Below are 22,543 nucleotides of genomic sequence, written 5' to 3' on the forward strand. Positions count from 1 at the left end.
TCATTGGACTTAAACGTCTTTTTGTTCTTCACTATGCGTCAACGCAATTTCAACGAGCTGTCTTACGTGTTCATCATCCAATGAATAATAAACGACTTTCCCTTCTTTACGATACTTTACCAACCCTTGTTCGAGTAACGTCCGTAAATGGTGAGATGCGGTCGCGTTAGAGTGGCCGATAACGGCGGCCACATCGCATACACATAGTTCGTGTTCGAGTGTCAACACATACAGCACTTTTAAACGGGTCGGATCAGCGAATGCTTTAAACAAACGACTGACTCGAGGCGCATCTAATTGCGCCAAGGCGGTTTGTAGCGTTGGAACGTCCTCAGATTGAATCCCAATCGTTTCACACTGTGGCACTTTCATTTTTTTCACCTCGTCTTTTGATGAGTATAGTGTAGCAAGAAATCCCGAATATATCTGTTATATATTATAGTTGACTTTACGCCATCTGTTATAATACAATCATGACAACAACCAATACCGTGACACATCTACGAAGGAGGCATTTTCATATGAATGAATGGGCAAGCCGACTCGAATCATCTGTCGAGTTTTATCAAAAACTACCGGACAAAACGTGCCAGGAATGCGGGAAGCATATGGATGAACAGTGCGAGTCATACGAAACGACTTGTGCTTCATGTACCGAGAAGCTTCAACTTGCAGAATAAAACAACGCCCCTTCGAAATGGAAGGGGCGTTGTTTTAGATGGACCATCCGATATAAGCAGCCAGTATTCCAAACAGATATGTCGCAAGGAGATAAAGTCCGAATCGAATCCAGTCTTTTGTCGCAAACCGCATCAATTCAAGTTTCAAAGTCGAAAACGTCGTAAACGACCCTAAAAATCCAATCCCTAAAAAGAGAAAGAGCGACGGATGGCTCGTGTGGGCATATAAATACCCAAGGCCAAACGAACCCGACACATTGACGAATAATGTTGCAAATGGAAAGGTAGAATCAGACCACCGTTTCATCAGTTGACCGATAGCAAAACGACACATCGCACCAAAAAAGGCACCTGTCGCAATCCACATGATTGTCACTCTATTTCACCTCACCTTTTCGTCTCACGCCGACACGATAACCAAGCCATGAGCTCCCGAGTCCAAGCGTGATACTCAAAAAGACGTATAGAAGCGCCAACCCTATCCGACTTTCGTCTAATAATCGAATCGTTTCAACGCTAAACGTGGAGAATGTAGTGAAGGAACCAATCATTCCAGTCCCCACAATCGTGACGAATTGAGGAGAAAGTTTACCCGTTCGAAGAAACATGTGAGTCAACCACCCTAACAAAAAACTACCGCTGAGATTGATGAGCAATGTCGAAACCGGGAATGCGCTCGGTCCAATCGAATCGATCATCATACCAAGGCCATAGCGTGCCAAAGCACCGACCGCCCCTGCCAATCCGACATATATGTAAATCATCCAACTCCTCCTCTACGAAAAAGACACCTGCAACGCAGGTGTCGATTGAGCTAAAACGATTATATCAAGCTGTCTTCATTTACGAAATAGCTGCTGGAGCCAAAACGGCTTCAATCGCTTCGAACGCTTGGTCGAGTTCTTCTTTCGTGATCACGAGCGGTGGTGCCAATCGAATCACGGTCTCATGTGTTTCTTTACAGAGAAGTCCTCGCTCTTTTAGCGCCTCACAGTAAGGACGAGCCGACTCCGTCAACTCAATGCCGATAAAGAGTCCACGTCCGCGAACGTCACGAATCATCGGATTGTCGATCGACTTCAAGCGATCCATGAAGTACGTCCCGAGTTCTAGCGAACGTTCCGGTAGGTTTTCTTCTTCTAACACTTCAAGAGCCGCGACGGAGACAGCCGAAGCAAGCGGGTTTCCACCAAACGTCGACCCGTGCGAGCCTGGGTTGAAGACCGAAAGAATCTCCTGGTCAGCTGCAACACATGAGATTGGGAAGACTCCGCCTCCAAGTGCTTTTCCGAGAATATACATATCCGGTGTGACGTCTTCCCACTCGATGGCAAACCACTTTCCAGAACGACCAAGTCCAGACTGAATTTCATCTGCGACGAAGAGGACATTATGTTCTTTACAGAGCTCAGATGCCCGCTTCAAATAACCAGCCGGCGGAATGATGATTCCAGCTTCCCCTTGAATCGGTTCAACGATGAACGCAGCTGTATTCTCTGTGATCGCCGCTTCGAACGCGTCGATATCACCGTATGGCACAACTTTGAACCCTGGCAATAGCGGTCCGAATCCACGCTGATATTCCGCTTCTGTCGACATCGACACAGCAGCCATCGTCCGTCCATGGAAGTTTCCTGAGCAGACGATGATTTCAGCTTGTCCCGGAATACCCTTCACGTCATATGCCCAACGACGTGCTGTCTTCACGGCCGTCTCGACCGCTTCTGCACCCGTGTTCATCGGTAACACCATCTGTTTCTTTGTAAGCGTTACCACTTTGTCGTAAAAACGTCCGAGTTGATCGTTATAAAAGGCACGCGACGTCAACGTGATCTTATCCGCTTGATCTTTAAGCGCTTGGATGATCTTTGGATGACAGTGTCCCTGATTGACAGCAGAGTATGCACTTAACATATCCATGTAGCGGTTCCCCTCAGGATCGGTTACCCAAATCCCTTTCGCCTCCGAAATGACAATCGGTAGTGGATGATAGTTATGTGCCCCGAACTTCTCTGTCAACTCAATCACATCATGTGTTTTTGACATATTGTTTCCCCCTTATTCAAAACTATCTTACTCTTTCAGTATATGACGTCCCTCTTTCTTTTGACAATGACGAACTTAAGCATTCCTTGAATTGGCAAAATCAGGTACACTGACATTAGAATATGTATTTAGCATGACAGATTGGAGGAAATGATGTGGCTTCATTGCGTGATTTACCAGTAGATGAATTCATCGATGCTTTATCTGTTCCGTGTTGTTATATTTCTCAAGATGGTACGGTCCTATTATGGAATACGCATGCCGAAGTTTTATTCGGCTGGGAACGTGACGAAGTCCTCCATCAACCGCTGCCGGTCGTCCGGCAATTAGATCATGCTCTCGAAACATGGTCTCCGCTCCTCCTTCAATATCCATTCTCGACAACGGCGATGACGCCGTTTCAACATAAAGATGGCTCCGTCATCTATGCGACTGCCTACCTGCAATCTTTTTCGCTCGAAGGGATCTATGGTTATTTTTTAGCGTTTCTCCCAAAAGGATTTGGACCGCTCATCAGTACAGAACAGTTCAATCTACTTCATCATTTTCAAGAGATGATCAAACAGTCCACACATTACTTGGCGACAAATGCGAAAGGCGAGATTGTAGACATCAATCCTTCGTTATGCCGTCTACTCGATGCGACGGAGCAACAGCTAATCGGCCACGAATGGTTCAATCTCATCCATGATTCGAGTGACCAAGACGAGATTTCGCGTAACGTCTTAAAATCTCTAGCGACGAATAGAGTTTGGAACGGCGAGATGCCGATCTCCTGTAAGCAACATGAGTCAGAGCCGTGTTGGCTCAACTTGACTGTCGTACCAATTGTTAGTGAGAAGAATGAAGTGATTCAATATACCGCCTTCGGATTTGATGTGTCGGAAAAGAAACGCCTTGAAAAGGAAGTCCAGTCCCTCGCTTATCAAAATGAGTTGACCGGACTTTATAATAAGAAAGGGTTTTTACGTCGTTACGACTCCATCCTTCAGCAAATCGACGAGCGAGAAGGACTCTTTCATATTGCCTTGTTTGATATCGACCGCTTCAAAATCATCAATGAATCATTCGGCTCTCGTGTCGGGAACGAACTCCTGATTCAAATCAAGGAGCGCGCACTTCATCTCATTCCGGAATCCGCTCTTTTATTCCATCCTACGGGCGGACTGTTCGGTGTCATGTTCTTCGAGGAATCTAAGGAAGAAGTGTTCCAAGTACTTCGACATCTACAACACGAGCTGCAACGTCCGTTCCGGATTTACCATCACTCCATCATGGTATCGATTTCGATTGGATGCGTGTTTTATCCGTCATCGGCAAGTTCGCTCGAGGAACTGTATACACGTGCTGAAAGTGCCCTCTTCAAAGGGAAACAGATTGGCGTCGGTACGATTCAATTCGTGACAAAGGATATGGATGCTGCCTTCTCTAGACAGATCCATATTGAGAAGGCGATGTATCGAGCTCTTGAAGAAAAGCATTTTTATCTTGAGTATCAACCAAAGTATGAACTCGCCACAGACCGTCTCATCGGTTTTGAGGCACTCCTTCGTTGGCATCATGAAGAACTCGGACAAATCCCGCCTTCAGAGTTCATTCCGCTCGCGGAAGAGATGGCACTCATCGTTCCCATCAACAACTGGGTCATCTTAGAGGCAACGAAACAACTGAAAGCCTGGAAAGCCGAGTTCGATCAACCGCTTTCGATGGCAATCAACATTTCGCCTAATCAATTTCGGAGTGACAGTTTTTTGAATACGTTACGAAACATCAAGCAACAACTCCAGCTCGACCCAGCAGACGTCATCTTGGAAATCACGGAAAGTCTCGTCATGCAAAAGACCGATGAAATCATCGAACGCATGGAACAAATCAAGCGCTTGAACTATCGACTGTCGATTGACGATTTTGGGACAGGTTTTTCATCCTTACAGTATTTGAAGTCCTTCCCGGTCGATGAACTCAAAATCGACAAAGTCTTTCTCGATGATTGGATGGCGTCCAAATCTCATCTCCTCGATGTCATCGTCCATCTTGGGAAGAGCTTAAATCTCCACGTCGTCGCAGAGGGAGTCGAAGATGAAGAGATGTTGGCACACTTAAAGTCGACAGACTGCGATTCTTTCCAGGGCTATATATACGCAAGACCTGCTTCACCAAGTGTAATCGAACAATTACTCCGATCATCAAAAAACTCACCGGACGCTTGAGGCGCCGGTGAGTTTTCTTATAGGGCAATCGCGGCTGTCCAAAGTCCATAAATGCCATAGGTCGCACATAATAGAATAATCAAGGCAATCATCGACTGGGTACGGGTCAAGAACGGTCGTCCTTGTTCCCGTTCTGCCAAAAGAAAGACGAAGATGCCAGGGGCGTATAGAATCATCGCAATCAAGACATACTCGAATCCTGAAGCATAGAGTAACCAGGCGGCGTATAGCGAGGCAACCCCGGAAACGACCATCATCCGTAGCGACGTCGCCCGCTTCGCCTCCATCCATCCATAGAGTGCCGAGAATAGATAAGGAACGAGTGCTGCGATTCCAGCGATGCTTGAAAGCACGAGATACGTTTGTTCTGAAAACAAGGCGATGGCCGTGACGACTTGGGTGAACGCTTGGGTGATGAATAGTGCGTTCACCGGTGTCTCATTCGCATTCAAACGGTGAAACACCTTTGGAAACACCCCATCCCGGCTCGCCAAGTACGAAATCTCCGTCGCTAAAATCGTCCAACCGAGCAATGCGCCTGTTAATGATACGAGCAGTCCGATGTTAATCAAGGTTGCGCCGAACGGACCGGCGACCGCTTCTAACACATATGCCATCGACGGTTCAGGCAACGCAGCGAGTTGTTCCTGTGTCATGACACCAAACGAGAAGATGGAGATCATCATATATATCAATAAAGTTCCAATCAGACCAATGACCGTGGCACGACCGACATCTTTTTTATGACGTGCGCGCGATGACAATACGACCGCTCCCTCAATCCCGACAAATGCCCAGAGTGTGACGAGCATCGTCGACTTCACTTGTGGAAACACATCCGCCCAAACAAACCCTGTTTCTCCCCAAAAATCGACTTGGAACGTATCCATTTGAAATGCGAATACAATCAACACGATAAACAAGATAATCGGAACGAGTTTCGCAATCGTTGTCACGATATTGAGAAGTGCCGCTTCACGCATCCCACGTGAAATGAGCCAAAATAAGCCCCAAATCAGAACGACACTCACGAACAAGCGAAACAGTCGGTGTTCTGCTGAGAATATAGGAAAAAAATAAGCCAATGTACTGAAAATCAATGTGATATTGGCTACCGTCCCAATCCAAGCCGACATCCAGTACCCCCATCCGCTGTTGAATCCGACAAACTTCCCGAAACCTTCACGGGCATAGGCGTAAATTCCGCCTTCTAGCTCTGGCCGCGTGTTTGCTAAAAACTGAAAGACAAAGGCGAGCATAATCATGCCGACACCCGTAATCCCCCACCCAATTAAAACTGGTCCGACCCCTGCCCCTTGTGCCATGGCACCAGGCAGGTTAAACGCACCTCCACCAATCATGGTCCCGACGACCATTGCCGCAAGACCGAAAAAGCCGATTCCGGCTGAATGTTGTTTCAAGTTAACGCCTCCACTACTACTCTGTCTATACGAATAACTATACAAAAATATTGTATAATCATTCGTTGATTTTTCTATTCTACTTCCTGTAAGGATTGCTGCATAGTCATTCTAAACAAGTTTATATTTTCGGATAATTTGAAAAATTCCATTGCATATTCATGTTAGATGTAGTTTAATTACAGCATATTCTAAATTATCAGAATTTTCGGGAGGTTGTATGATGCGTAATAAAAAATGGTTAGCGTTATCGGGGGTCGCATTATTGGCGACGGCAGCTTGTAGCACAGGGGATGACTCATCAAGTTCAGAAGGTTCATCTTCGAGCGATGCGAAAAAAGAAGTCACAATGGTATCAGCGACGGATTTGCCGCAGCTCGATCCGACACTGACAACAGACTCGACATCGGTCATCGTGACAAACAACGTGTTCGAAGGATTGTATCGTCTAGACGAGAACAACCAACCGACACCGGGGATTGCCGAAGATGTCGAAGTATCTGAGGACGGCCTTACATACACGTTCAAGTTACGTGACGCAAACTGGTCGGACGGTTCTCCAATTACAGCTGAAGACTTCGTTTACTCTTGGAAACGTGCCCTCAATCCTGAAACAGGTGCGGAGTATGCCTACATTCTTCAAGACTTGAAAAACGCCAACAAAATCCTTGCGGGTGAAATGTCGCTCGACGACCTCGGCGCAAAAGCGATTGACGAGAAAACGCTTGAAGTACAATTGGAAGCACCAGCCCCTTATTTCTTAGGTTTGACTGGATTCCCAACATATATGCCGCAAAAACAAGAGTACGTCGAAGAGCAAGGCGAAGAGTTCGCAACATCTGTCGACAAGACACTCTATAATGGACCTTACGTCTTGAGCGAGTGGCAAGACAATGCAGGATGGGTTTACAAGAAGAACCCTGAATATTGGGATGCTGAAAACGTCAAGATGGACACGATCAACGTCAAAGTCGTAAAAGACGTATCGACTGGGGTCAACTTGTTCGAGTCGGGTGAAGCGGACTACACGCTCCTCTCTTCTGAATTCGTTCCGCAATTCGAAGACAGCGACGAGTTCAAAACGCGTGCCGATGCTCGAATCAACTTCCTTCGTTTCAACCAAAAGAACGAAGCGCTCCAAAACGTCAACATCCGTGAAGCACTTGCGAAAGGATTCGACAAACAGAGTGTGACAGATGTCATCTTAACAGACGGATCGCAACCGGCGAACTATATCGTAGCGAAAGACTTCACGTTCACAGAAGACGGAGCTGACTTCCGTGAGAAGTATCCAGACCTCCTCAACTACAACGTAGATGAAGCAAAAGCCGCATGGGAAAAAGGATTAGAAGAATTAGGTGTTGAAACAATCGAACTCGAGTTCCTCTCACGTGACGAAGAAGCATTCAAGAAAGTGAACGAGTTCATCAAAGGCGAACTTGAGAAGAACTTGCCTGGTTTGACACTTAACATCAAACAGCAACCGTTCAAAAACTTCCTTGATCTTGAAGGGAAAGGCGAATATGACGTTTCTGCAGCTGGTTGGGGCCCTGACTATCAGGATCCGATGACATACCTCGACATGTGGGTCACAGACGGACCGTTTAACCGTATGGAGTACTCGAATGACGAATATGATCAGTTGATTCAATCTGCGAAGAAAGAAGCCGATCAGATGAAACGTTGGGAAGCAATGCAAGAAGCAGAACGCATCCTTCTCGAAGAAGACTTTGCCATCGCTCCGATTTATCAAAAAGGTGAGGCATACTTAGAGCGTTCAAACATCGAGAACATGTACCGTCACCCGTTCGGTGCCGATGCAAGTTTCAAGTGGCTTGACGTGAAATAATGATTGTAACCTCCTTGATTCCTACATGGACCAGGGAGGTTTTTCTGTCGTGAAAGTCTCTCTATAAAGAGTTTGACACTGCGGTTCACCTTATTAGCTGTCACGATCTGCATCATGAATGTATCTGGATTGGATGACAAGCACATCTACTTCGCCTCCATTTTGGTTGCTCGAGACACCTTGGTTTTCTTTGTACGTCATTCATCTCCATTACCACAGCCTATCACTGTACATCATAGTTCTCTTTTGGTTCATTCTCGGTAAACTACTCGACCGTCTCACTTATGCAGTGACGACCGCACATAAAAAATGACTTCCATCAAATCGATGGAAGTCATTTTCGTGTATTAAGCCTCACGCTTCGCACGGAGTTCTGCAGGTACTTTCCCACGTTTTGAAATCACTTCTGCGATTCCAACCAATACGATAAACGAAATCAATGCAGCGAAGAATCCGATCCAAATCGACGCTGTAATCCCGAGCACCAAGTAACCGATCGCCGAGACAACCGCTGCAAGAATAGCATACGGCAATTGTGTCACCACGTGGTCGATATGGTGCGAGCCCGCTCCTGTTGAGCTGAGAATCGTTGTATCTGAAATTGGTGAACAGTGGTCACCAAACACCGCGCCGGCCAATACAGCCGCAAGTGACGCGAGAAGGAGTTCCGGTTCAACAGCCATGATCAAGTCGGCACCGATCGGAAGCATCAAACCAAATGTTCCCCAACTCGTTCCTGTCGAGAATGCCATGATTCCGGCAATCAAGAAGAGAAGGAGTGGCAAGTAAGATGCAGCGATTGTATCTGTCACGAAGCTCGCCAAGTATTCACCAGTCTTCATGTCGCTGATGACCGCAATGATTGTCCAAGCAAACAAGAGAATCAAGACAGCCGGCCACATGGCACGAACGCCTTCCCATGCCGCTTTTCCATAGTCACGTGTTGGGATTTTACGTCCGATGAGAAGCAAGAATGCGACAATCAAACTGATGACAACACCCGCAACGAGTGAGCGTGTCACATCTGTCGATTCGAAGGCTCCAATCAACGAGAAGTCTTGACCGTCAGCCGCGAGCGCTTGACCACCCGTGTAAAGCATCGCTGACACTGTCGCAATGATCAGCGTGATAATTGGTACGATCAAATCACGTACTTTTCCACCTTCGTGCTCGTGTAAATCTTCGCTCATTCCCATCGGCTTTCCTTTTGCCGAATCATACAACTCCCCTTGGAGGGCACGAAGTTCGTGCGTGCGCATCGGTCCGATGGCAAGTCCAGTGAATGCCACATATGCTGTCAAGAGTAGTGCGAAGACGGCATAGAAGTTCATTGGTATGATTTGAATGAATGCAGAGAATGAAGAATAGCTGTCAATCGAGTATTTTGCCAAAATACCCGCGATGATGGCGATGATATATGCACCCCAACTTGAAAGCGGGCTGATGACACAGACCGGTGCGGCTGTCGAGTCAATCATATAAGCGAGTTTTGCACGCGATACTTTTTTTCGGTCCGTAAGCGGTCGGCTGATGTTCCCGACGGCCAAACTGTTGAAATAATCGTCGATAAAAATCAAAATCCCAAGTCCGAACGAGACGAGACGAGCGCCACGGGCCGTCTTGACGTTTGAAGCCGCCCATTCTCCGAACGCGCGGGCGCCGCCCGACGTTTGAATGATGGATGACAAAATCCCGAGCAAGAGCAAGAACGCAATCAACAAGACGTTCCATTCGTTGATGGCTCCATCCGCCCAGAATAAAGCGATGATGTTCGACCACAAGTATTGAATCGAATCAATTGGATTGAAGTTATGCAAGAGAAGGACTCCTGCGATAATCCCGACACCGAGTGATGGGATGACCTTTCGTGTTGTGATTGCCATAATAATTGCAAGTAATGCCGGTACGAGTGAGAGTACCGATGTTGAATAATCTACCATGCTGAATTCCTCCTTTTTTATTAGGATGAGGCCCCCTATGCTTAAAAAAACGCAAAGCGAGGGCATCGGCAACAAAGCCGACACCCTCGCTGGATGTTCCGTCTTTCTTAGCCGACTTGGAGCGCTCCATACGTAAATATGTATGGCAGTCCGACGGGTATTTCCCGTCAGCCCAGCACAACCCCACGGACATGGTGTTGCACTTCGGCGATCCTGCCTTTTTGTAGTCCTCATCGTTGTCATCCTCCGACTACTTACTCATCAGCATCGCACCTCTACCTCATCGATAGCACGAATATTCATTTAAAGTTACGTCTAAATTATCACAGGTTGGTGTCACATATCAATAGTTTTTTTCATCACGAATGATTCGCTTCAAGACAGCGAGTGCTTCTTGGTCATTCGTTTCCACCGCTTTAAAGAAGTCGTTGAAGAAGTGATACAACACGAATCGGTCAGCGTGAGACTTCGTCTGTTCTTTAATCGTAGAGAAAATGAGTCGTCGTAAACGACGTTTTGTCTGAGTTTCTTCTGGTAGTTCTTCGCATCGGTCCTTGAAAGCACGATATACAGAATTGATCAATTCCTCATGTTCATCATACGACCGATTGTAAGCAACTTGTTCCATCTGTAATATCCCCCCTTTCAATGTTGACCCGATGAAACTTGACGTAACTATACCAACTTCCCGTCACGCATTCAATCGTTATCGGCGGTTCTTAACAAAAATCATACGTTAGACCGAGTCAAGCGTTGATGAATGAGAACGTGGTCACGTCGAACAATCCCATATCGGTCAATTTCAAGTCAGGAATGACCGGTAAGGCGAGGAAGGACATCGTCAAATACGGATTGAAATGACGATGGGCTCCCACGACATCTAGCGCATCATTCAGCTGTTCCAGAATCTCTGCCACTTCACGATATGGTCGCTTCGTCATCAGTCCACCAATCTCGAGCGGAAGGACGGCAAGCACTTCTCCTTCCGATACGGCGACGACCCCTCCCCCTACTTTTTCAAGCGTTCTCGCCGCGAGCAACATGTCTTCCGGGCTGACCCCGGCGACGACCAAGTTATGGCTGTCATGGGCAACCGTGGCTGCTAGGGCACCTCGTTTCAAGCCGAATCCCGTTACCGGGGCAAGAGCCATATGGCCTGTCCCGTGATGGCGTTCGATGACGGCAAGCGTCGCGATATCCTGCGATAAATCTGCGCCTGATGCGTCTGGTTGGAACGTGAGACGCTGTCGTTTCGTCAACAAGCTGTTCGGAAGCACTTGAATGACATCGATTTCTTCTTCACTTGCGGCAAGTCGGAACGACTCGGCGGTCAATTCGGGTAAAGCGAGCTCACCTTTCATCGGTTTCGGCACTTCAATCCCTTCCGATTCAAACGTCGCATTCCCCTTCTCCGCGACGAGCGTACCATTCACATAGACTTGTTCGATTTTTACCGATTCGACGTCTGACAAGATAACGAAGTTCGCCTTCTTACCAGGTGCGATCGCCCCGACCTCTTTTAATCCATAGGCCTCTGCGGCATGTAGACTTGCGATGGCATAGGCCGTTTCCGGCTTAACCCCTTGCTTGATGGCGGTACGGATGTTGTAGTCGATTCCACCTTCCGCGACCAAGTCATCCAAATGCTTATCATCCGTACAGAAAAGGAAGCGGTGGGCATTGCTTTCCGTAACGGCTAGGCTCACCTTCTCCACGTTTCGAGCAACGGACCCTTCCCGAATTTGAACGTAGAATCCACGTCGCACTCGTTCAATCGCCTCTTCCGCAGTCGTACATTCATGGTCCGTCATGATTCCTGCAGAACGATAGACGTTCAATTGGTCTGGGCCAAGTCCCGATGCGTGTCCGTCGACCACTTTACCCGCTTGTTCCGTCTGTGCGATTTTTTGAAGCATGTCTTCACTTCCGGCTTCAACCGAAGGATAATCCATGACCTCGCCTAGTCCATGCACTCCTGGATCTCCTAAAAACGGTACCAAATCTTCCGCATACAGTTTAGCACCTGCATGTTCGAACGGTGTCGCTGGTACACAACTCGGAAGCATCATCCGAACGTCGAGTGGAAGTCCTTTCGCATCTGCTAACATGTACTCAATCCCGAGTGCTCCGTTCACATTCGCAATCTCATGTGGATCGGCAATCACGGTCGTGACACCAAGTGGTAAGACTGCTTTCGCAAATTCATGCGGGGGGACCATCGATGACTCGATATGGACGTGCGAATCGATAAAGGACGGCGCAAGCGTCCACGTCGGATCGTGATACTCGACCTCTCCATCGTACTCTTCCCCAATAGCCACGATATATCCTGCGTCGATGGCGACGTCTGTACGAATCGTCTCACGACTGTACACGTCAATCACTGCGACGTCTTTAAAGACGACGGCCGCTTTCTTTTTCTTTGCGGCGATGTCAATCAAATGTTGTTTCTCCATCTTTCGATCTCCTTATTCAACGTATTTTAACTATCTTACCAAGAATATTCTTTTCGTTGCAATTTCTTTTTCAAGTTGTGCGACAATGATAACATATCCGTCTGAAAGGGGTTACAACGATGCAATACAAATTAGGAGAGTTGACACCAAAAGTCGATCCGACGACTTATCTTGCACCAGGGGCACACGTGATTGGAGACGTGACCATCGGCGCTCACTCGGGAGTATGGTTCAATACCGTCATCCGTGGAGACGAAGGACCCATTCAAATCGGTTCATACGTCAACATTCAGGATGGTTCGATGATTCATCAATATGAAGGCTCACCGACAATCATTCATGACCGTGTCTCGATTGGCCACATGGCGATGATTCACGGCTGTGAGATTGAAGAAGATTGCTTGATTGGCATGCATGCTACCGTACTCGATGGGGCGAAGATTGGAAAAGGGTCCTTTGTCGCTGCCGGTGCGCTCGTCACACCAAACATGCAGATTCCTGAAGGGGTGATGGTCATGGGCGTCCCAGCAAAAGTCGTTCGTCCATTAAACGATGAAGATCGTTTTATCATGGAGAGAACGGTAAAGAAATATGCCAAGCGTGCCGAACAATATAAGCAGTCGTGCGTTCCAGTTCGCGAAATCCAACGATTGTGAAAGCGTTTACAAGATTCATAAAATGTTAACGTTTCTCTCGAATTTTCTACATAGTTCCTTTGTATACTGAAGGTGTAGCCAAGCTGATGTATTGAAAGGAGCCCACTCTATGTATCCGAACCATGATCAACTCATGCTAGACCTGTATGCCTCGTCCATCAATCCAAGTTATGGCCTTCATATCGATGATTCATTCGATGATGCCCTTCATGGGGCACATCGAGAGGTTTGGGAACGTATGCATTTGGATAATAGTAGAGAAGATTCTAAAAATGGAGGAACGACTGGATGATTCCAACGACTGTGATTCAAGATTGGCTCGCAACAAAAATAAAGCGATAATTGACCGATATATAGAGCAAGCGAGCGAAGGGATTCCCCATCGCTCGCTCTTTATTATTCAAACATGATGAGATGCGAATCAATCGGTTGTCGCGCTTTCGGTGTAGGGATATCTTCTGTGTCATATTTCCCGATTTGCAGGAGACCGATAAACGTCTCCCCTTCCGCCCCGATCATTTCCTTCAACCGTGCATCATCAAACAGTCCACCCGTCCGCCAGACCATTCCGATCTCACGTTCACTTAAGAGCAGCTGAACATTTTGAATGAATGTCGCCGTCGCGAGTAACGCGTCACGATTCCCTTTGTCCGTTTCAAAATGTTTTGCCGTCACATACATACAGGTTGCCGCATTTAAAATCCGTCCCGTCACTTTTTCGCGTTGCCCTTCTGACGCCTCCGAGAAGGCTGGTTCGAGCGCATCGAGTAACACTTGCTTCCCATCCCCATTGAACACATACACGTTCCATGGTTCGACTTTATTGTGAAATGGTGCATGATGTGCCGATTGCAACACTTCATAGAGCACTTTCGTATCGATTGGTGCTTCTTTGAACATACGGACCGTACGTCTTTCTTCAATTAGCTTTTGTGCTGCTGTCTTTGTCATGACCGTCACTTCCCCTTTTTTTCTCTTCTCTATCATAATTGAAAAACGTTCTCATTTCAAAATCAAAAAAAAGACTACAGATTGCTCTGCAGTCTTACGTTGATTGTCCAATGACCTCACATGCCACCAAGTCTTCAAACGTTTGGCGACGAACGACAAGTCGATGTGCCCCGTCCTTCACGAAGACAACAGCTGGACGAAGCATCTGGTTATAGTTGCTCGCCATGGAGAAATTGTACGCTCCTGTTGCTTTGACAAGTAATAAGTCACCTGGTGTGACAGGGGGGATCAATGAGCGGTTCGAGATGATGTCTCCCGACTCACAGCACGCTCCGACTATTTTTGCCTCGAGCGTCTTCTCTTCATTCATCCGTGTCGCTGCCACGACCTCATACTCTGCGTCATACAGTGCCGGACGGATATTGTCCGTCATCCCGCCATCGACAGACACGAATGTACGAACGCCGCTCACTTCTTTGACGGTCCCCACCTCATACAGCGTGGCACCCGCATTGGCGACGAGCCAACGTCCTGGCTCAATCCCGATTTTCGGAAGTGGCAATTCACGTGCCTCGACTTCTTCGACCAACGTCTCCATGACTTGCTCCATCGTCTGGGCAAAATCGAGATATTCGTCTTCATCCAAGTAAGCGACGCCGAATCCCCCACCGATGTTCAAGACGTCCGTCGTATAACCGGTTTCCTGACGAATCGTATCCATGAAGCGCACCATCGTCTTCACCGTGTTGATGAAGAGGGTCGGATCTTGAATTTGAGAACCGACGTGACAATGGATCCCCTTCAACTGTAAGTGCTCGGCTTCTAACGTCGCACGAATCGCGTCTAAATACGTGTCGTCGTGCGTCGGAAAACCGAATTTTGTATCAACCCCACCCGTTTGAATCGCCGCGTGGGCACCTCCGACAACTTGAGGGACAATGCGGAGAAGCACAGCGACTTCACGATTGTATTCAGCCGCAAGTCCTGACAAGAGGCTGATTTCTCGCATATTATCGATGGTAAAGTGTGTAATCCCCTGTTCGAGCGCGTATGTGATGTCAAGAATCGTCTTGTTCGACCCATGGACATGAATGCGCTCCGCCGGTACCCCGGCATGCAGTGCTACGTACATCTCACCCCTTGAGACGACATCGACACTTAACCCTGCGGCCATCACTTTTTCATAAACGGCCGCAATCGATAATGCTTTTGACGCGTATAACGCATACGTGTTCGGATACTTATCTAGAAACGCATTCTGGACAATTCCAAGGCGACGCTCTAGTTCTGGCTCACTCATGATGTATAAAGGTGTCCCGTACGTCGCTTGAAGTTCACGGACGGACACGCCTTCGATCAAACATTCTGATTGATTGGTGGTGTACATACAATTCCTCCTTCAAAGCGATGTGGGACACGCCACGAACGGGCACAGAGCTGTTCTGAGTTGTTGGCATAGCCAACACGTGTCACGTCATCGATTTTCGTTTCGATCCCATATAATGCGACGCGGTCGCCGATTTGTACGTCTTCGTCGACTTTGATGAAGCTATGGCTCATAAAGATATTGCTGACGAACGGATAAGCTTTCCCCTCGATGTGAACGGGTAAATGACGTCTCGCCCGCATCAATCCATCCCCATATCCGACAGGTAAGACAGCAATCCGTTCTTTTGATTCTGCGGTATATCCCGTTCCATACCCGACATGAGCCCCCGCTTCGATGTCGTGGACGGCAACCACTTCTGTCTCCCAATAAAACGCAGGTACGAGCCACTCAACCGGCTCAACCGATGAATAACCGTATAAGAAAATACCGACACGCACATGTGTGCAATGGTGCAAGCGCGAGTCGTCTTGAAGCGTGGCCGCACTATTTGCCGCATGGATCAGTTCAAACATATGACGTTCCATCAAACGTGTCGACCAGTCGGCAAAGCGTTCGACTTGGACGCTATGCTCGACTTCGGCATTGTCTGCATCCGCGAGCGGAAAATGTGTACATAGTCCGACAAGGTTCAATCCTTCATTTTGGCAGAAGGCGACGATCTGTAGCGCTTCTTCAAACGTTTTGGCACCGAATCGGTTCATGCCGACGTCCAATTTCAAATGAAGGCGAACGCCATCGAGATGCTCACGCTGTGAAACGAGCCATTCATACGAGCCGATTGCGACGTCAAATTCATGGGTATGCACGTGTTCCCACGTGTATATCGGATTCATGACGAGGACGCGAGCCGACTCTGCATGCGCTCGCACTTCAATCGCTTCTTCTAACGTGGTCACCATGAAGTGACGGACTCCTTCATCATACAAAGTCGTCACAACTGGCTCCATTCCTAGGTTATAGGCATTGTTTTTCACGACCGCAAACACGGGGCGCCCGAGCGCTTCAATCCGGCGTTTGTTTTCGCGAATCGCATTCAAGTCAATTGTGACTCCCATCGTGCAAAACTCCTTTACTCTGTTACTGCTGATTTCACGAACGTGATCCAATCGCGGTGTTCCGGAAGTTGTCCTGTTACGGCTTCACGATAGCGTGTCAACATTTCTGTCGCAACCGTCTGGACACCTCCACCAATCGAGATATGGTCGACCTCGATGACGCTCGTCACCTCGGCTGCCGTTCCCGTTAAGAAGATTTCATCAGCCACATAGAGCTCATCGCGTCCGATATGGCGCTCGACGATTTCATAACCGGCCTCGCGAGCCAATTGCATCACCGTTTGGCGTGTGATGCCATCGAGTACAGAACAGTCAAGGGACGGTGTCGTAATCGTTTTTCCTTTCACGAGGAAGATGTTCGCGACACTCGCCTCACTGACGTTTCCGTTCATATCAAGGGCAATCGCTTCATCGAATCCGTCACGGAGCGCCTCTCCTTTTAATAGCTGTGAGTTCATATAGTTCGATGCCGCTTTGGCTTGCATTGGCATCATGGTAGAAGACACGCGGCGATACGAGGCCACTTTCGCTCGAATCCCGACCGTCTTGTTGAAATATTCACCGAGCGGCCAACACGAGATGGCAACATGTACCTTCGTCTCAGCAGTCGGCATAAGTGCCTGCCATGGTGTTCCAAGGAAGACGAACGGACGGATGTAGCATGCTTCAAATCCGTTTCGCTCAATCAATTCCATCGTGGCTTGTTCGAGTTCATCTACCGTATACGGTAGCGTGACGTGGTAGTATGCACACGAGCGAACAAGTCGCTCCAAGTGTTCACGTAATCGGAAGATAGCAGGACCTTCCTCCGTGTGATACGCGCGAATCCCTTCAAAGAACCCGCTTCCGTAATGAATCGCGTGTGTCATGATACTCGTGTTTGCGTCAGTCGGCTCAATCCAAGCCCCGTCTTTCCACATCCATTGTCCATACTGTTCCATAATGCAACTCTCCCATTCCTCATTTTTTATATTTTCTGTCTATTATACGTTAGAGAGAGCGTAAGTCATCAACAAGTTGCGTTTTTTCAGAAGTTTTTTCATCTTTCTGTTTGATGATTCGTGCAGGTGTTCCCGCAACGACAACACCTGGAGGGACGTCTTGTGTGACGACACTTCCTGCCGCGACAACTGCGTTTTCACCGACGCGAACGCCCTCTAAGATGACTGCGTTCGCCCCAATCATGACACCGTCCTCGATGATGACCGGATCTTTTGAAGGTGGCTCAAGAACCCCTGCGACCACGGCACCTGCGCCAAGGTGAACGTTCTTCCCGAGCGTTCCGCGTGCTCCGATGACAGCGTTCATATCGACCATCGAACCATCTCCGATGACAGCTCCGATGTTGACGACAGCTCCCATCATGACGACCGCGTTGTTGCCGATTTGAACGTGGTCTCGGATGAACGAGCCTGGTTCGATTCGGGCATTGAGTTGTGTCGTATCGAGCATCGGTACGGCACTGTTGCGACGATCATATTCAAGATGAGAATCTGTGATGACCGATGCATTAGCTTCTAAAAATGCCGCAGCGCGTTCTGCCGTCGTCAAGAACAGTTTCGACTCATCCGTTCCGAATGCTTTCGCTTCCTCGATTACAAGACCCGCCAATTGACCGTTGACGTAAAGCTTGACTGGTGTTTCCTTCTTAGCATCTTTAATATATTGTGCGATTTCATAAGCGTTTGTGAGTAACATGAGTAGCCTCCTCGTATAAGTTCGATAGATTATAAAGTCCTGCCGGGCGATCAATGATCGTTGCCGCAGCGGCAAGTGCCCCGTTTGCAAAGACGCGTTTCGATAACGCGGTATGTTTCAGTTCAATCATTTCATCATCTCCGGCGAAGAGCACGGTATGCTCACCGAAAATCGTGCCACCCCGAATGGAATGCATTCCTAACTCTTCAGCTCCACGCGCTTCCCGACGTGACGTTCGTTCGTAAATCGGTGTCACGTCACGCTTCGCTTCGATGGCACGTGCCAATAATTCTGCCGTCCCGCTTGGTGCGTCCACTTTCTTCCGATGGTGTGCCTCAATCACTTCAATATCATATCCGAGAGTGAGTGGGACGAGTTGGTCGAGCAACTGCTTCAAGAGCGCGATCCCGTATGAGGTGTTGTAAGACTGGATGATTGGGATGTCTTGTGAAGCCGTTTCAATCTCGGCCAGTTCATCCGGTGTGAAGCCGGTCGTCGCGATGACGAGCGGAATATTGCGCTCCCGTCCGAACGCGAGTAAATCAGGGAGTAACGCCGGGTTCGAAAAGTCGATCACGACATCGACGGGTACGTCCACCTCATTCAGAGTCGCCGTGTGCTCGTCACTTCCCGGTGAGACGATTGCCGTTACGTTCACACCTTGCGCATGAGCGACCTCTTCGACAATGCGTCCCATTGCGCCAAACCCATGGATGAGAACATTCATTGTCTCACCTCATTGAATTGTTCCATCGCCGATAGTAATTTCGCCTCAGCCGTCGCGCTCATTGGAACGAGCGGCAGACGTGGCACACCGACTTCAAATCCTCGCGCTTGAAGCGCTGCCTTCACCGGAATCGGATTCACTTCTGCGAAAAGTTCATCGATGACTGGGAGTAAACGAATTTGCCACGTACGTGCTGTCTGCAAATCACCCGCCAATAGGGCGTCTGCCAACGCGACCGTCGCTCCCGGATAGACGTTTGATAAAACGGAGACGACCCCTTGTGCGCCCCAAGCCATGTACGGCAAGATTTGATCGTCATTTCCACAGTAAACGGTGAACCCTTCCGGAATATGGGCCATCATCTGCGCCATGACCGAGATATCCCCACTCGCTTCTTTCAAGGCCGTGATGCGCGGATGTTCCGCGAGCTCACCGACCGTTTCCGGTGTCAAGGCGACACCCGTCCGTGACGGAACATTGTAGAGCATGAGCGGAATCGGTGACGCATCCGCAATCGCAGTAAAGTGAGCAATCAGCCCGGCCTGTGTCGACTTGTTATAGTACGGTGTGACGACCATCGCCATCTCCGCACCAAGTTCGGCGGCCCGTTTCGTTTTCTCAATACTGACTGCTGTATTGTTCGAACCGGTCCCCGCGATGATCACGGCTCGACCGTTTGCGACCTCCACCGCTCGAACGAGCAATGTCTCAAACTCGTCATCAGTGATTGTCATCCCTTCGCCGGTCGTCCCACCGATGACGAGACCCGTCACACCTTCTTGGATTTGGTCTTCAATTAATGCCGCCCATGCTTCTAGATTCAACTGCCCATTTTCTTGAAATGGGGTAGCTAGTGCTGTCGCCACTCCTGTGAACATGTCATCTCCTCCTTATTTCGTCGCTGTTTGACTAATCATACATTGCGCGATTTGAACGGCATTCGCTGCCGCCCCTTTTCGGACGTTATCTGCAACGCACCAAAGATGGAACGTATTGGGTTGTGAATCGTCTCGGCGAATTCGTCCGACATACACCTCATCCGTCCCGTTCGCATCGAGCGGTGTCGGATATGTCAATTCGGATGGATTGTCCATTAACACGACCCCTGGTGCATCGGCGAGGACTGCTTTCAGTTCTGCGACCGTCGCATCTCGCTCGAGCGACACCGTGATCGAGACCGCATGACTGTTTCGCACCGGCACTCGGACACAAGTGGCCGTCACCCCGAGGTTTGGCGCATTTAAAATCTTACGTGTCTCATCCATCATCTTCTGTTCTTCTTTCGTATAGCCATTTTCTAGAAACACATCGATGTGCGGCAACACGTTATCATAAATCGGATACGGATAATTCGTCGGTTCCTCTCCGCGCGCACCGCGCTCGAGGTCATCGATCCCTTTTTGACCCGATCCCGATACCGCTTGATAAGATGTATAGGCGACGCGTGTCAGTCCGTATACTTCCGCTAGAGGCGCGAGCGCCACGACCGATTGAATCGTGGAACAGTTCGGGTTCGCGATGAGCGTTCTCTCCGGACTGAGTTCGACTCGGTTCACTTCCGGTACGATGAGTGGAATTCCTTCTTGCATTCGGAATGCACTTGAATTATCGATGACAATGACTCCTTGCTCACTCAACCGAGGGGCATATTGTTCACTGATGCTCCCACCTGCAGAGAAGAGTGCGATATCGATCGGGTCCGCATAAATCGCATCGGTCAATTCACGAATCACGATCGATTGCCCATTCACCTCGACCGTCTTTCCTGCCGAGCGGGCTGAAGCATAGAGTCTCAGTTCGCTGATTGGAAATTCATATTCTGTTAAGACGTCAATCATTTTTTGTCCGACGGCACCTGTCGCACCGACGACTGCTACGTTATACATTATGCTCCCCCCTTATAAGTGAAACCGGGCCGCAATGGCTGCGACTGCCGCTTCCACATCTTGTTCTTGAATCGTATAGGAAATACTGATTTCAGACGTCGTGACTTGATAGAATGGAATCCCCATCTCACGGAATGTCGCGAAGAGCTCTGATGCGACCCCTGTCGCGTCTCGCATACCGATTCCGACGACAGAAATTTTTGCATGTTCCGTGTGACGATCGATTTTGATTTGAGGCAAGGTCGCTGTCAACTCCGCGAGCGCCTCTTCTAAAAACGCCTCTTCATCGAGCGGACATGTGAACGAGAGAAACACTTCGCCGTCGAATGCCGTCTGTGAAATCATATCGATGTTGACGTGTCGCTCTGACAATCGTTCAAAGATGTCTGCGACTCCCGCCGCCGTATGCGGAATATGTTTGATTGAGACACTGAGTACGTTCTTGACGACACTCACACTCGTGACTGCTTTCTGTTCCATCGCTTGCGTCGTATCCATGATCCATGTTCCTCCTTCGCTCGAAAGCGTCTTCCCAACAAAAATATTGACGTCGTACTTTTTCGCGAGCTCCACGCTGCGCATCTCCATCACTTTAGAGCCCAGTGCGCTCATCTCCATCATTTCGTCATAAGAGACAGTGTCCAGACGTTTCGCCGTCGGATGGATTCGTGGGTCTGTCGTATAGACACCCGCGACGTCCGTATAAATTTCACAACGCTGACTGAGGACGGCCGCCAGTGCGACGGCTGTCGTGTCCGAACCGCCACGCCCAAGGGTCGTGACGTCTCCCGCTTCATTCACGCCTTGGAATCCGGCGACAATCAGGACGTCGTATTGACGCAACTTCTCGTGTAACACTTCTTTCCGAATCGCTTTGATTTTGCTCTTCGTATGAATGCCCATCGTATCAATCCCGGCTTGCTGTCCTGTTAATGAGATGGCCGGTACGCCTCGCGAGTTCAAGGCGATACTGAGTAGGCTAATTGTCTGTTCTTCCCCGACGGCGAGTAGCCGGTCGAGTTCGCGAATCATCGGGCGATCCGTGATTTGTTTGGCGAGCGACAAGAGCGAATCTGTCGTTTTGCCCATCGCCGATACGACGACGACCAATTTTTCACCGGTCGCCACACGTGTCTGTAAATAGTCCGAAATGGCTTGTATTTGTTCGATTGTGGCAACGGAGCTGCCACCAAATTTCAGTACGGTTGTCATCAAGTTCCCCACTTTCAAGATGTCCACCAACAGAAAAAGCGGCAGACCGGTAGGAAGCACTCTCCCTACGGTCTGCCGCTTGTACGCGCAGTTGAAAAACGATTAAAGAATCGTTCCGTAGATAGCGCTCCATGGTAGTTGACCATGGCAGTGTAGGCGTTGTTCACGACTACCCCAGCCTTCATTCACACGCACGTGAACGTCGACTTCGGCGAATTTCCCCTTTCGGCTCGGTCCGGAGTGCGTCCGTTTCAACCAAGCTTACTCATGTCATTCGCAACCTCTATCTGTCAGTTGTTAGTATTAGTTATAACAAAACGAAATCTTCTTGCCAACCTTTTTTTAGAAAAATGGGATATTTCAAAA

The 22,543-nt window shown here is 48.7% G+C and carries 22 protein-coding genes and 2 riboswitches; of the genes, 5 read left to right on the top strand and 17 right to left on the bottom strand.

Features of this window, described 5'->3' with window-relative positions; all coding sequences use genetic code 11:
• Nucleotides 1-9 precede the first annotated feature (9 nt).
• Nucleotides 10-372 (bottom strand): ArsR/SmtB family transcription factor, encoded by a 363-nt coding sequence (locus tag KNO72_RS11790; RefSeq protein ID WP_015880762.1) that lies wholly within the window; start codon nucleotides 370-372, stop codon nucleotides 10-12.
• Between the two features lie 149 nt (nucleotides 373-521).
• Here KNO72_RS11790 and yhfH point away from each other — a divergent pair, with 149 nt between their 5' ends.
• The gene (gene yhfH, locus KNO72_RS11795; protein ID WP_015880761.1) at nucleotides 522-680 is read left to right on the top strand and encodes a protein YhfH; all 159 of its coding nucleotides are present in this window, start codon (nucleotides 522-524) and stop codon (nucleotides 678-680) included.
• A gap of 34 nt (nucleotides 681-714) precedes the next feature.
• Here the strand turns inward: yhfH and KNO72_RS11800 are convergent, their stop codons facing one another.
• The 3 genes from KNO72_RS11800 to KNO72_RS11810 all read right to left on the bottom strand — a co-directional run bounded on the left by KNO72_RS11800 (nucleotide 715) and on the right by KNO72_RS11810 (nucleotide 2,726).
• Entirely contained in the window at nucleotides 715-1,047 is a 333-nt protein-coding gene (locus tag KNO72_RS11800; protein WP_214685622.1) for a fluoride efflux transporter FluC, read from the bottom strand.
• Between the two features lie 10 nt (nucleotides 1,048-1,057).
• Nucleotides 1,058-1,444, bottom strand: a complete 387-nt coding sequence (gene crcB, locus KNO72_RS11805; RefSeq protein ID WP_078146292.1) for a fluoride efflux transporter CrcB — start codon at nucleotides 1,442-1,444, stop codon at nucleotides 1,058-1,060.
• Between the two features lie 79 nt (nucleotides 1,445-1,523).
• Nucleotides 1,524-2,726 carry an ornithine--oxo-acid transaminase gene (locus tag KNO72_RS11810; protein WP_015880758.1) on the bottom strand — a complete coding sequence of 401 codons (1,203 nt, stop codon included), beginning with the start codon at nucleotides 2,724-2,726 and terminating at the stop codon, nucleotides 1,524-1,526.
• A gap of 155 nt (nucleotides 2,727-2,881) precedes the next feature.
• Between KNO72_RS11810 and KNO72_RS11815 the strand changes: the two genes are divergently transcribed.
• Nucleotides 2,882-4,936: an EAL domain-containing protein gene (locus KNO72_RS11815; RefSeq protein WP_214685507.1), complete on the top strand. Its 2,055-nt coding sequence runs from the start codon at nucleotides 2,882-2,884 to the stop codon at nucleotides 4,934-4,936.
• 17 nt (nucleotides 4,937-4,953) lie between these two features.
• Here KNO72_RS11815 and KNO72_RS11820 read toward each other — a convergent pair whose 3' ends face one another.
• The gene (locus KNO72_RS11820; RefSeq protein ID WP_214685505.1) at nucleotides 4,954-6,357 is read right to left on the bottom strand and encodes a basic amino acid/polyamine antiporter; all 1,404 of its coding nucleotides are present in this window, start codon (nucleotides 6,355-6,357) and stop codon (nucleotides 4,954-4,956) included.
• 223 nt (nucleotides 6,358-6,580) lie between these two features.
• Between KNO72_RS11820 and KNO72_RS11825 the strand changes: the two genes are divergently transcribed.
• On the top strand, nucleotides 6,581-8,206 hold the full coding sequence (locus KNO72_RS11825; protein WP_214685503.1) for a peptide ABC transporter substrate-binding protein: 1,626 nt from the start codon (nucleotides 6,581-6,583) through the stop codon (nucleotides 8,204-8,206).
• Nucleotides 8,207-8,553: 347 nt separating this feature from the next.
• On the opposite strand, the gene KNO72_RS11830 is transcribed toward KNO72_RS11825, so the two are convergent.
• The 3 genes from KNO72_RS11830 to ade form a co-directional block, all read right to left on the bottom strand.
• Nucleotides 8,554-10,146, bottom strand: coding sequence for a Na+/H+ antiporter NhaC family protein (locus KNO72_RS11830; RefSeq protein ID WP_214685501.1), 1,593 nt, complete (start codon nucleotides 10,144-10,146; stop codon nucleotides 8,554-8,556).
• A 111-nt stretch (nucleotides 10,147-10,257) separates the two neighbouring features.
• Nucleotides 10,258-10,432, bottom strand: a riboswitch (Lysine riboswitch).
• Between the two features lie 57 nt (nucleotides 10,433-10,489).
• On the bottom strand, nucleotides 10,490-10,774 hold the full coding sequence (locus KNO72_RS11835) for a hypothetical protein (protein ID WP_015880753.1): 285 nt from the start codon (nucleotides 10,772-10,774) through the stop codon (nucleotides 10,490-10,492).
• Nucleotides 10,775-10,892: 118 nt separating this feature from the next.
• Complete coding sequence (gene ade / locus KNO72_RS11840) at nucleotides 10,893-12,602, bottom strand: adenine deaminase (RefSeq protein WP_214758239.1); 1,710 nt, start codon at nucleotides 12,600-12,602, stop codon at nucleotides 10,893-10,895.
• Between the two features lie 119 nt (nucleotides 12,603-12,721).
• Here ade and KNO72_RS11845 point away from each other — a divergent pair, with 119 nt between their 5' ends.
• Both KNO72_RS11845 and KNO72_RS11850 read left to right on the top strand, forming a co-directional pair.
• Nucleotides 12,722-13,258 (top strand): gamma carbonic anhydrase family protein, encoded by a 537-nt coding sequence (locus tag KNO72_RS11845; protein WP_214758241.1) that lies wholly within the window; start codon nucleotides 12,722-12,724, stop codon nucleotides 13,256-13,258.
• A 109-nt stretch (nucleotides 13,259-13,367) separates the two neighbouring features.
• Nucleotides 13,368-13,550: a hypothetical protein gene (locus tag KNO72_RS11850; protein WP_214758243.1), complete on the top strand. Its 183-nt coding sequence runs from the start codon at nucleotides 13,368-13,370 to the stop codon at nucleotides 13,548-13,550.
• A gap of 104 nt (nucleotides 13,551-13,654) precedes the next feature.
• Here KNO72_RS11850 and KNO72_RS11855 read toward each other — a convergent pair whose 3' ends face one another.
• The 9 genes from KNO72_RS11855 to KNO72_RS11895 form a co-directional block, all read right to left on the bottom strand.
• Nucleotides 13,655-14,209, bottom strand: a complete 555-nt coding sequence (locus tag KNO72_RS11855; protein WP_251028335.1) for a nitroreductase family protein — start codon at nucleotides 14,207-14,209, stop codon at nucleotides 13,655-13,657.
• 94 nt (nucleotides 14,210-14,303) lie between these two features.
• Nucleotides 14,304-15,596 carry a diaminopimelate decarboxylase gene (gene lysA / locus KNO72_RS11860; RefSeq protein ID WP_214731698.1) on the bottom strand — a complete coding sequence of 431 codons (1,293 nt, stop codon included), beginning with the start codon at nucleotides 15,594-15,596 and terminating at the stop codon, nucleotides 14,304-14,306.
• Nucleotides 15,566-16,654, bottom strand: coding sequence for an alanine racemase (gene alr, locus KNO72_RS11865; protein ID WP_214731700.1), 1,089 nt, complete (start codon nucleotides 16,652-16,654; stop codon nucleotides 15,566-15,568). Before alr ends, lysA begins: the two co-directional genes overlap by 31 nt.
• A gap of 14 nt (nucleotides 16,655-16,668) precedes the next feature.
• On the bottom strand, nucleotides 16,669-17,595 hold the full coding sequence (locus tag KNO72_RS11870; protein WP_074037806.1) for a branched-chain amino acid transaminase: 927 nt from the start codon (nucleotides 17,593-17,595) through the stop codon (nucleotides 16,669-16,671).
• 49 nt (nucleotides 17,596-17,644) lie between these two features.
• Entirely contained in the window at nucleotides 17,645-18,352 is a 708-nt protein-coding gene (gene dapD, locus KNO72_RS11875; RefSeq protein WP_214758247.1) for a 2,3,4,5-tetrahydropyridine-2,6-dicarboxylate N-acetyltransferase, read from the bottom strand.
• Entirely contained in the window at nucleotides 18,330-19,079 is a 750-nt protein-coding gene (gene dapB, locus KNO72_RS11880) for a 4-hydroxy-tetrahydrodipicolinate reductase (protein ID WP_214758249.1), read from the bottom strand. The genes dapD and dapB overlap by 23 nt, the downstream gene beginning before the upstream one ends.
• Nucleotides 19,076-19,957 carry a 4-hydroxy-tetrahydrodipicolinate synthase gene (gene dapA / locus KNO72_RS11885; RefSeq protein ID WP_214758251.1) on the bottom strand — a complete coding sequence of 294 codons (882 nt, stop codon included), beginning with the start codon at nucleotides 19,955-19,957 and terminating at the stop codon, nucleotides 19,076-19,078. Before dapA ends, dapB begins: the two co-directional genes overlap by 4 nt.
• Nucleotides 19,958-19,969: 12 nt before the next feature.
• Nucleotides 19,970-20,965, bottom strand: coding sequence for an aspartate-semialdehyde dehydrogenase (locus tag KNO72_RS11890; RefSeq protein ID WP_214758252.1), 996 nt, complete (start codon nucleotides 20,963-20,965; stop codon nucleotides 19,970-19,972).
• Between the two features lie 12 nt (nucleotides 20,966-20,977).
• Nucleotides 20,978-22,177, bottom strand: coding sequence for an aspartate kinase (locus KNO72_RS11895; RefSeq protein WP_078147890.1), 1,200 nt, complete (start codon nucleotides 22,175-22,177; stop codon nucleotides 20,978-20,980).
• A 114-nt stretch (nucleotides 22,178-22,291) separates the two neighbouring features.
• Nucleotides 22,292-22,471: riboswitch (Lysine riboswitch) on the bottom strand.
• Nucleotides 22,472-22,543 lie beyond the last annotated feature (72 nt).

It is taken from the genome of Exiguobacterium sp. s123 (genome assembly GCF_018617075.1).
In the GTDB taxonomy this organism is placed as follows: Bacteria; Bacillota; Bacilli; order Exiguobacteriales; family Exiguobacteriaceae; genus Exiguobacterium; species Exiguobacterium profundum.

Bases quoted from the DNA above. Each gene is read 5' to 3' on its own strand.
- KNO72_RS11790 (WP_015880762.1), bottom strand. From the start codon at position 372: ATGAAAGTGCCACAGTGTGAAACGATTGGGATTCAATCTGAGGACGTT.
- yhfH (WP_015880761.1), top strand. From the start codon at position 522: ATGAATGAATGGGCAAGCCGACTCGAATCATCTGTCGAGTTTTATCAA.
- KNO72_RS11800 (WP_214685622.1), bottom strand. From the start codon at position 1,047: ATGTGGATTGCGACAGGTGCCTTTTTTGGTGCGATGTGTCGTTTTGCT.
- crcB (WP_078146292.1), bottom strand. From the start codon at position 1,444: ATGATTTACATATATGTCGGATTGGCAGGGGCGGTCGGTGCTTTGGCA.
- KNO72_RS11810 (WP_015880758.1), bottom strand. From the start codon at position 2,726: ATGTCAAAAACACATGATGTGATTGAGTTGACAGAGAAGTTCGGGGCA.
- KNO72_RS11825 (WP_214685503.1), top strand. From the start codon at position 6,581: ATGCGTAATAAAAAATGGTTAGCGTTATCGGGGGTCGCATTATTGGCG.
- KNO72_RS11830 (WP_214685501.1), bottom strand. From the start codon at position 10,146: ATGGTAGATTATTCAACATCGGTACTCTCACTCGTACCGGCATTACTT.
- KNO72_RS11835 (WP_015880753.1), bottom strand. From the start codon at position 10,774: ATGGAACAAGTTGCTTACAATCGGTCGTATGATGAACATGAGGAATTG.
- ade (WP_214758239.1), bottom strand. From the start codon at position 12,602: ATGGAGAAACAACATTTGATTGACATCGCCGCAAAGAAAAAGAAAGCG.
- KNO72_RS11845 (WP_214758241.1), top strand. From the start codon at position 12,722: ATGCAATACAAATTAGGAGAGTTGACACCAAAAGTCGATCCGACGACT.
- KNO72_RS11850 (WP_214758243.1), top strand. From the start codon at position 13,368: ATGTATCCGAACCATGATCAACTCATGCTAGACCTGTATGCCTCGTCC.
- KNO72_RS11855 (WP_251028335.1), bottom strand. From the start codon at position 14,209: ATGACAAAGACAGCAGCACAAAAGCTAATTGAAGAAAGACGTACGGTC.
- lysA (WP_214731698.1), bottom strand. From the start codon at position 15,596: ATGTACACCACCAATCAATCAGAATGTTTGATCGAAGGCGTGTCCGTC.
- alr (WP_214731700.1), bottom strand. From the start codon at position 16,654: ATGGGAGTCACAATTGACTTGAATGCGATTCGCGAAAACAAACGCCGG.
- KNO72_RS11870 (WP_074037806.1), bottom strand. From the start codon at position 17,595: ATGGAACAGTATGGACAATGGATGTGGAAAGACGGGGCTTGGATTGAG.
- dapD (WP_214758247.1), bottom strand. From the start codon at position 18,352: ATGTTACTCACAAACGCTTATGAAATCGCACAATATATTAAAGATGCT.
- dapB (WP_214758249.1), bottom strand. From the start codon at position 19,079: ATGAATGTTCTCATCCATGGGTTTGGCGCAATGGGACGCATTGTCGAA.
- dapA (WP_214758251.1), bottom strand. From the start codon at position 19,957: ATGTTCACAGGAGTGGCGACAGCACTAGCTACCCCATTTCAAGAAAAT.
- KNO72_RS11890 (WP_214758252.1), bottom strand. From the start codon at position 20,965: ATGTATAACGTAGCAGTCGTCGGTGCGACAGGTGCCGTCGGACAAAAA.
- KNO72_RS11895 (WP_078147890.1), bottom strand. From the start codon at position 22,177: ATGACAACCGTACTGAAATTTGGTGGCAGCTCCGTTGCCACAATCGAA.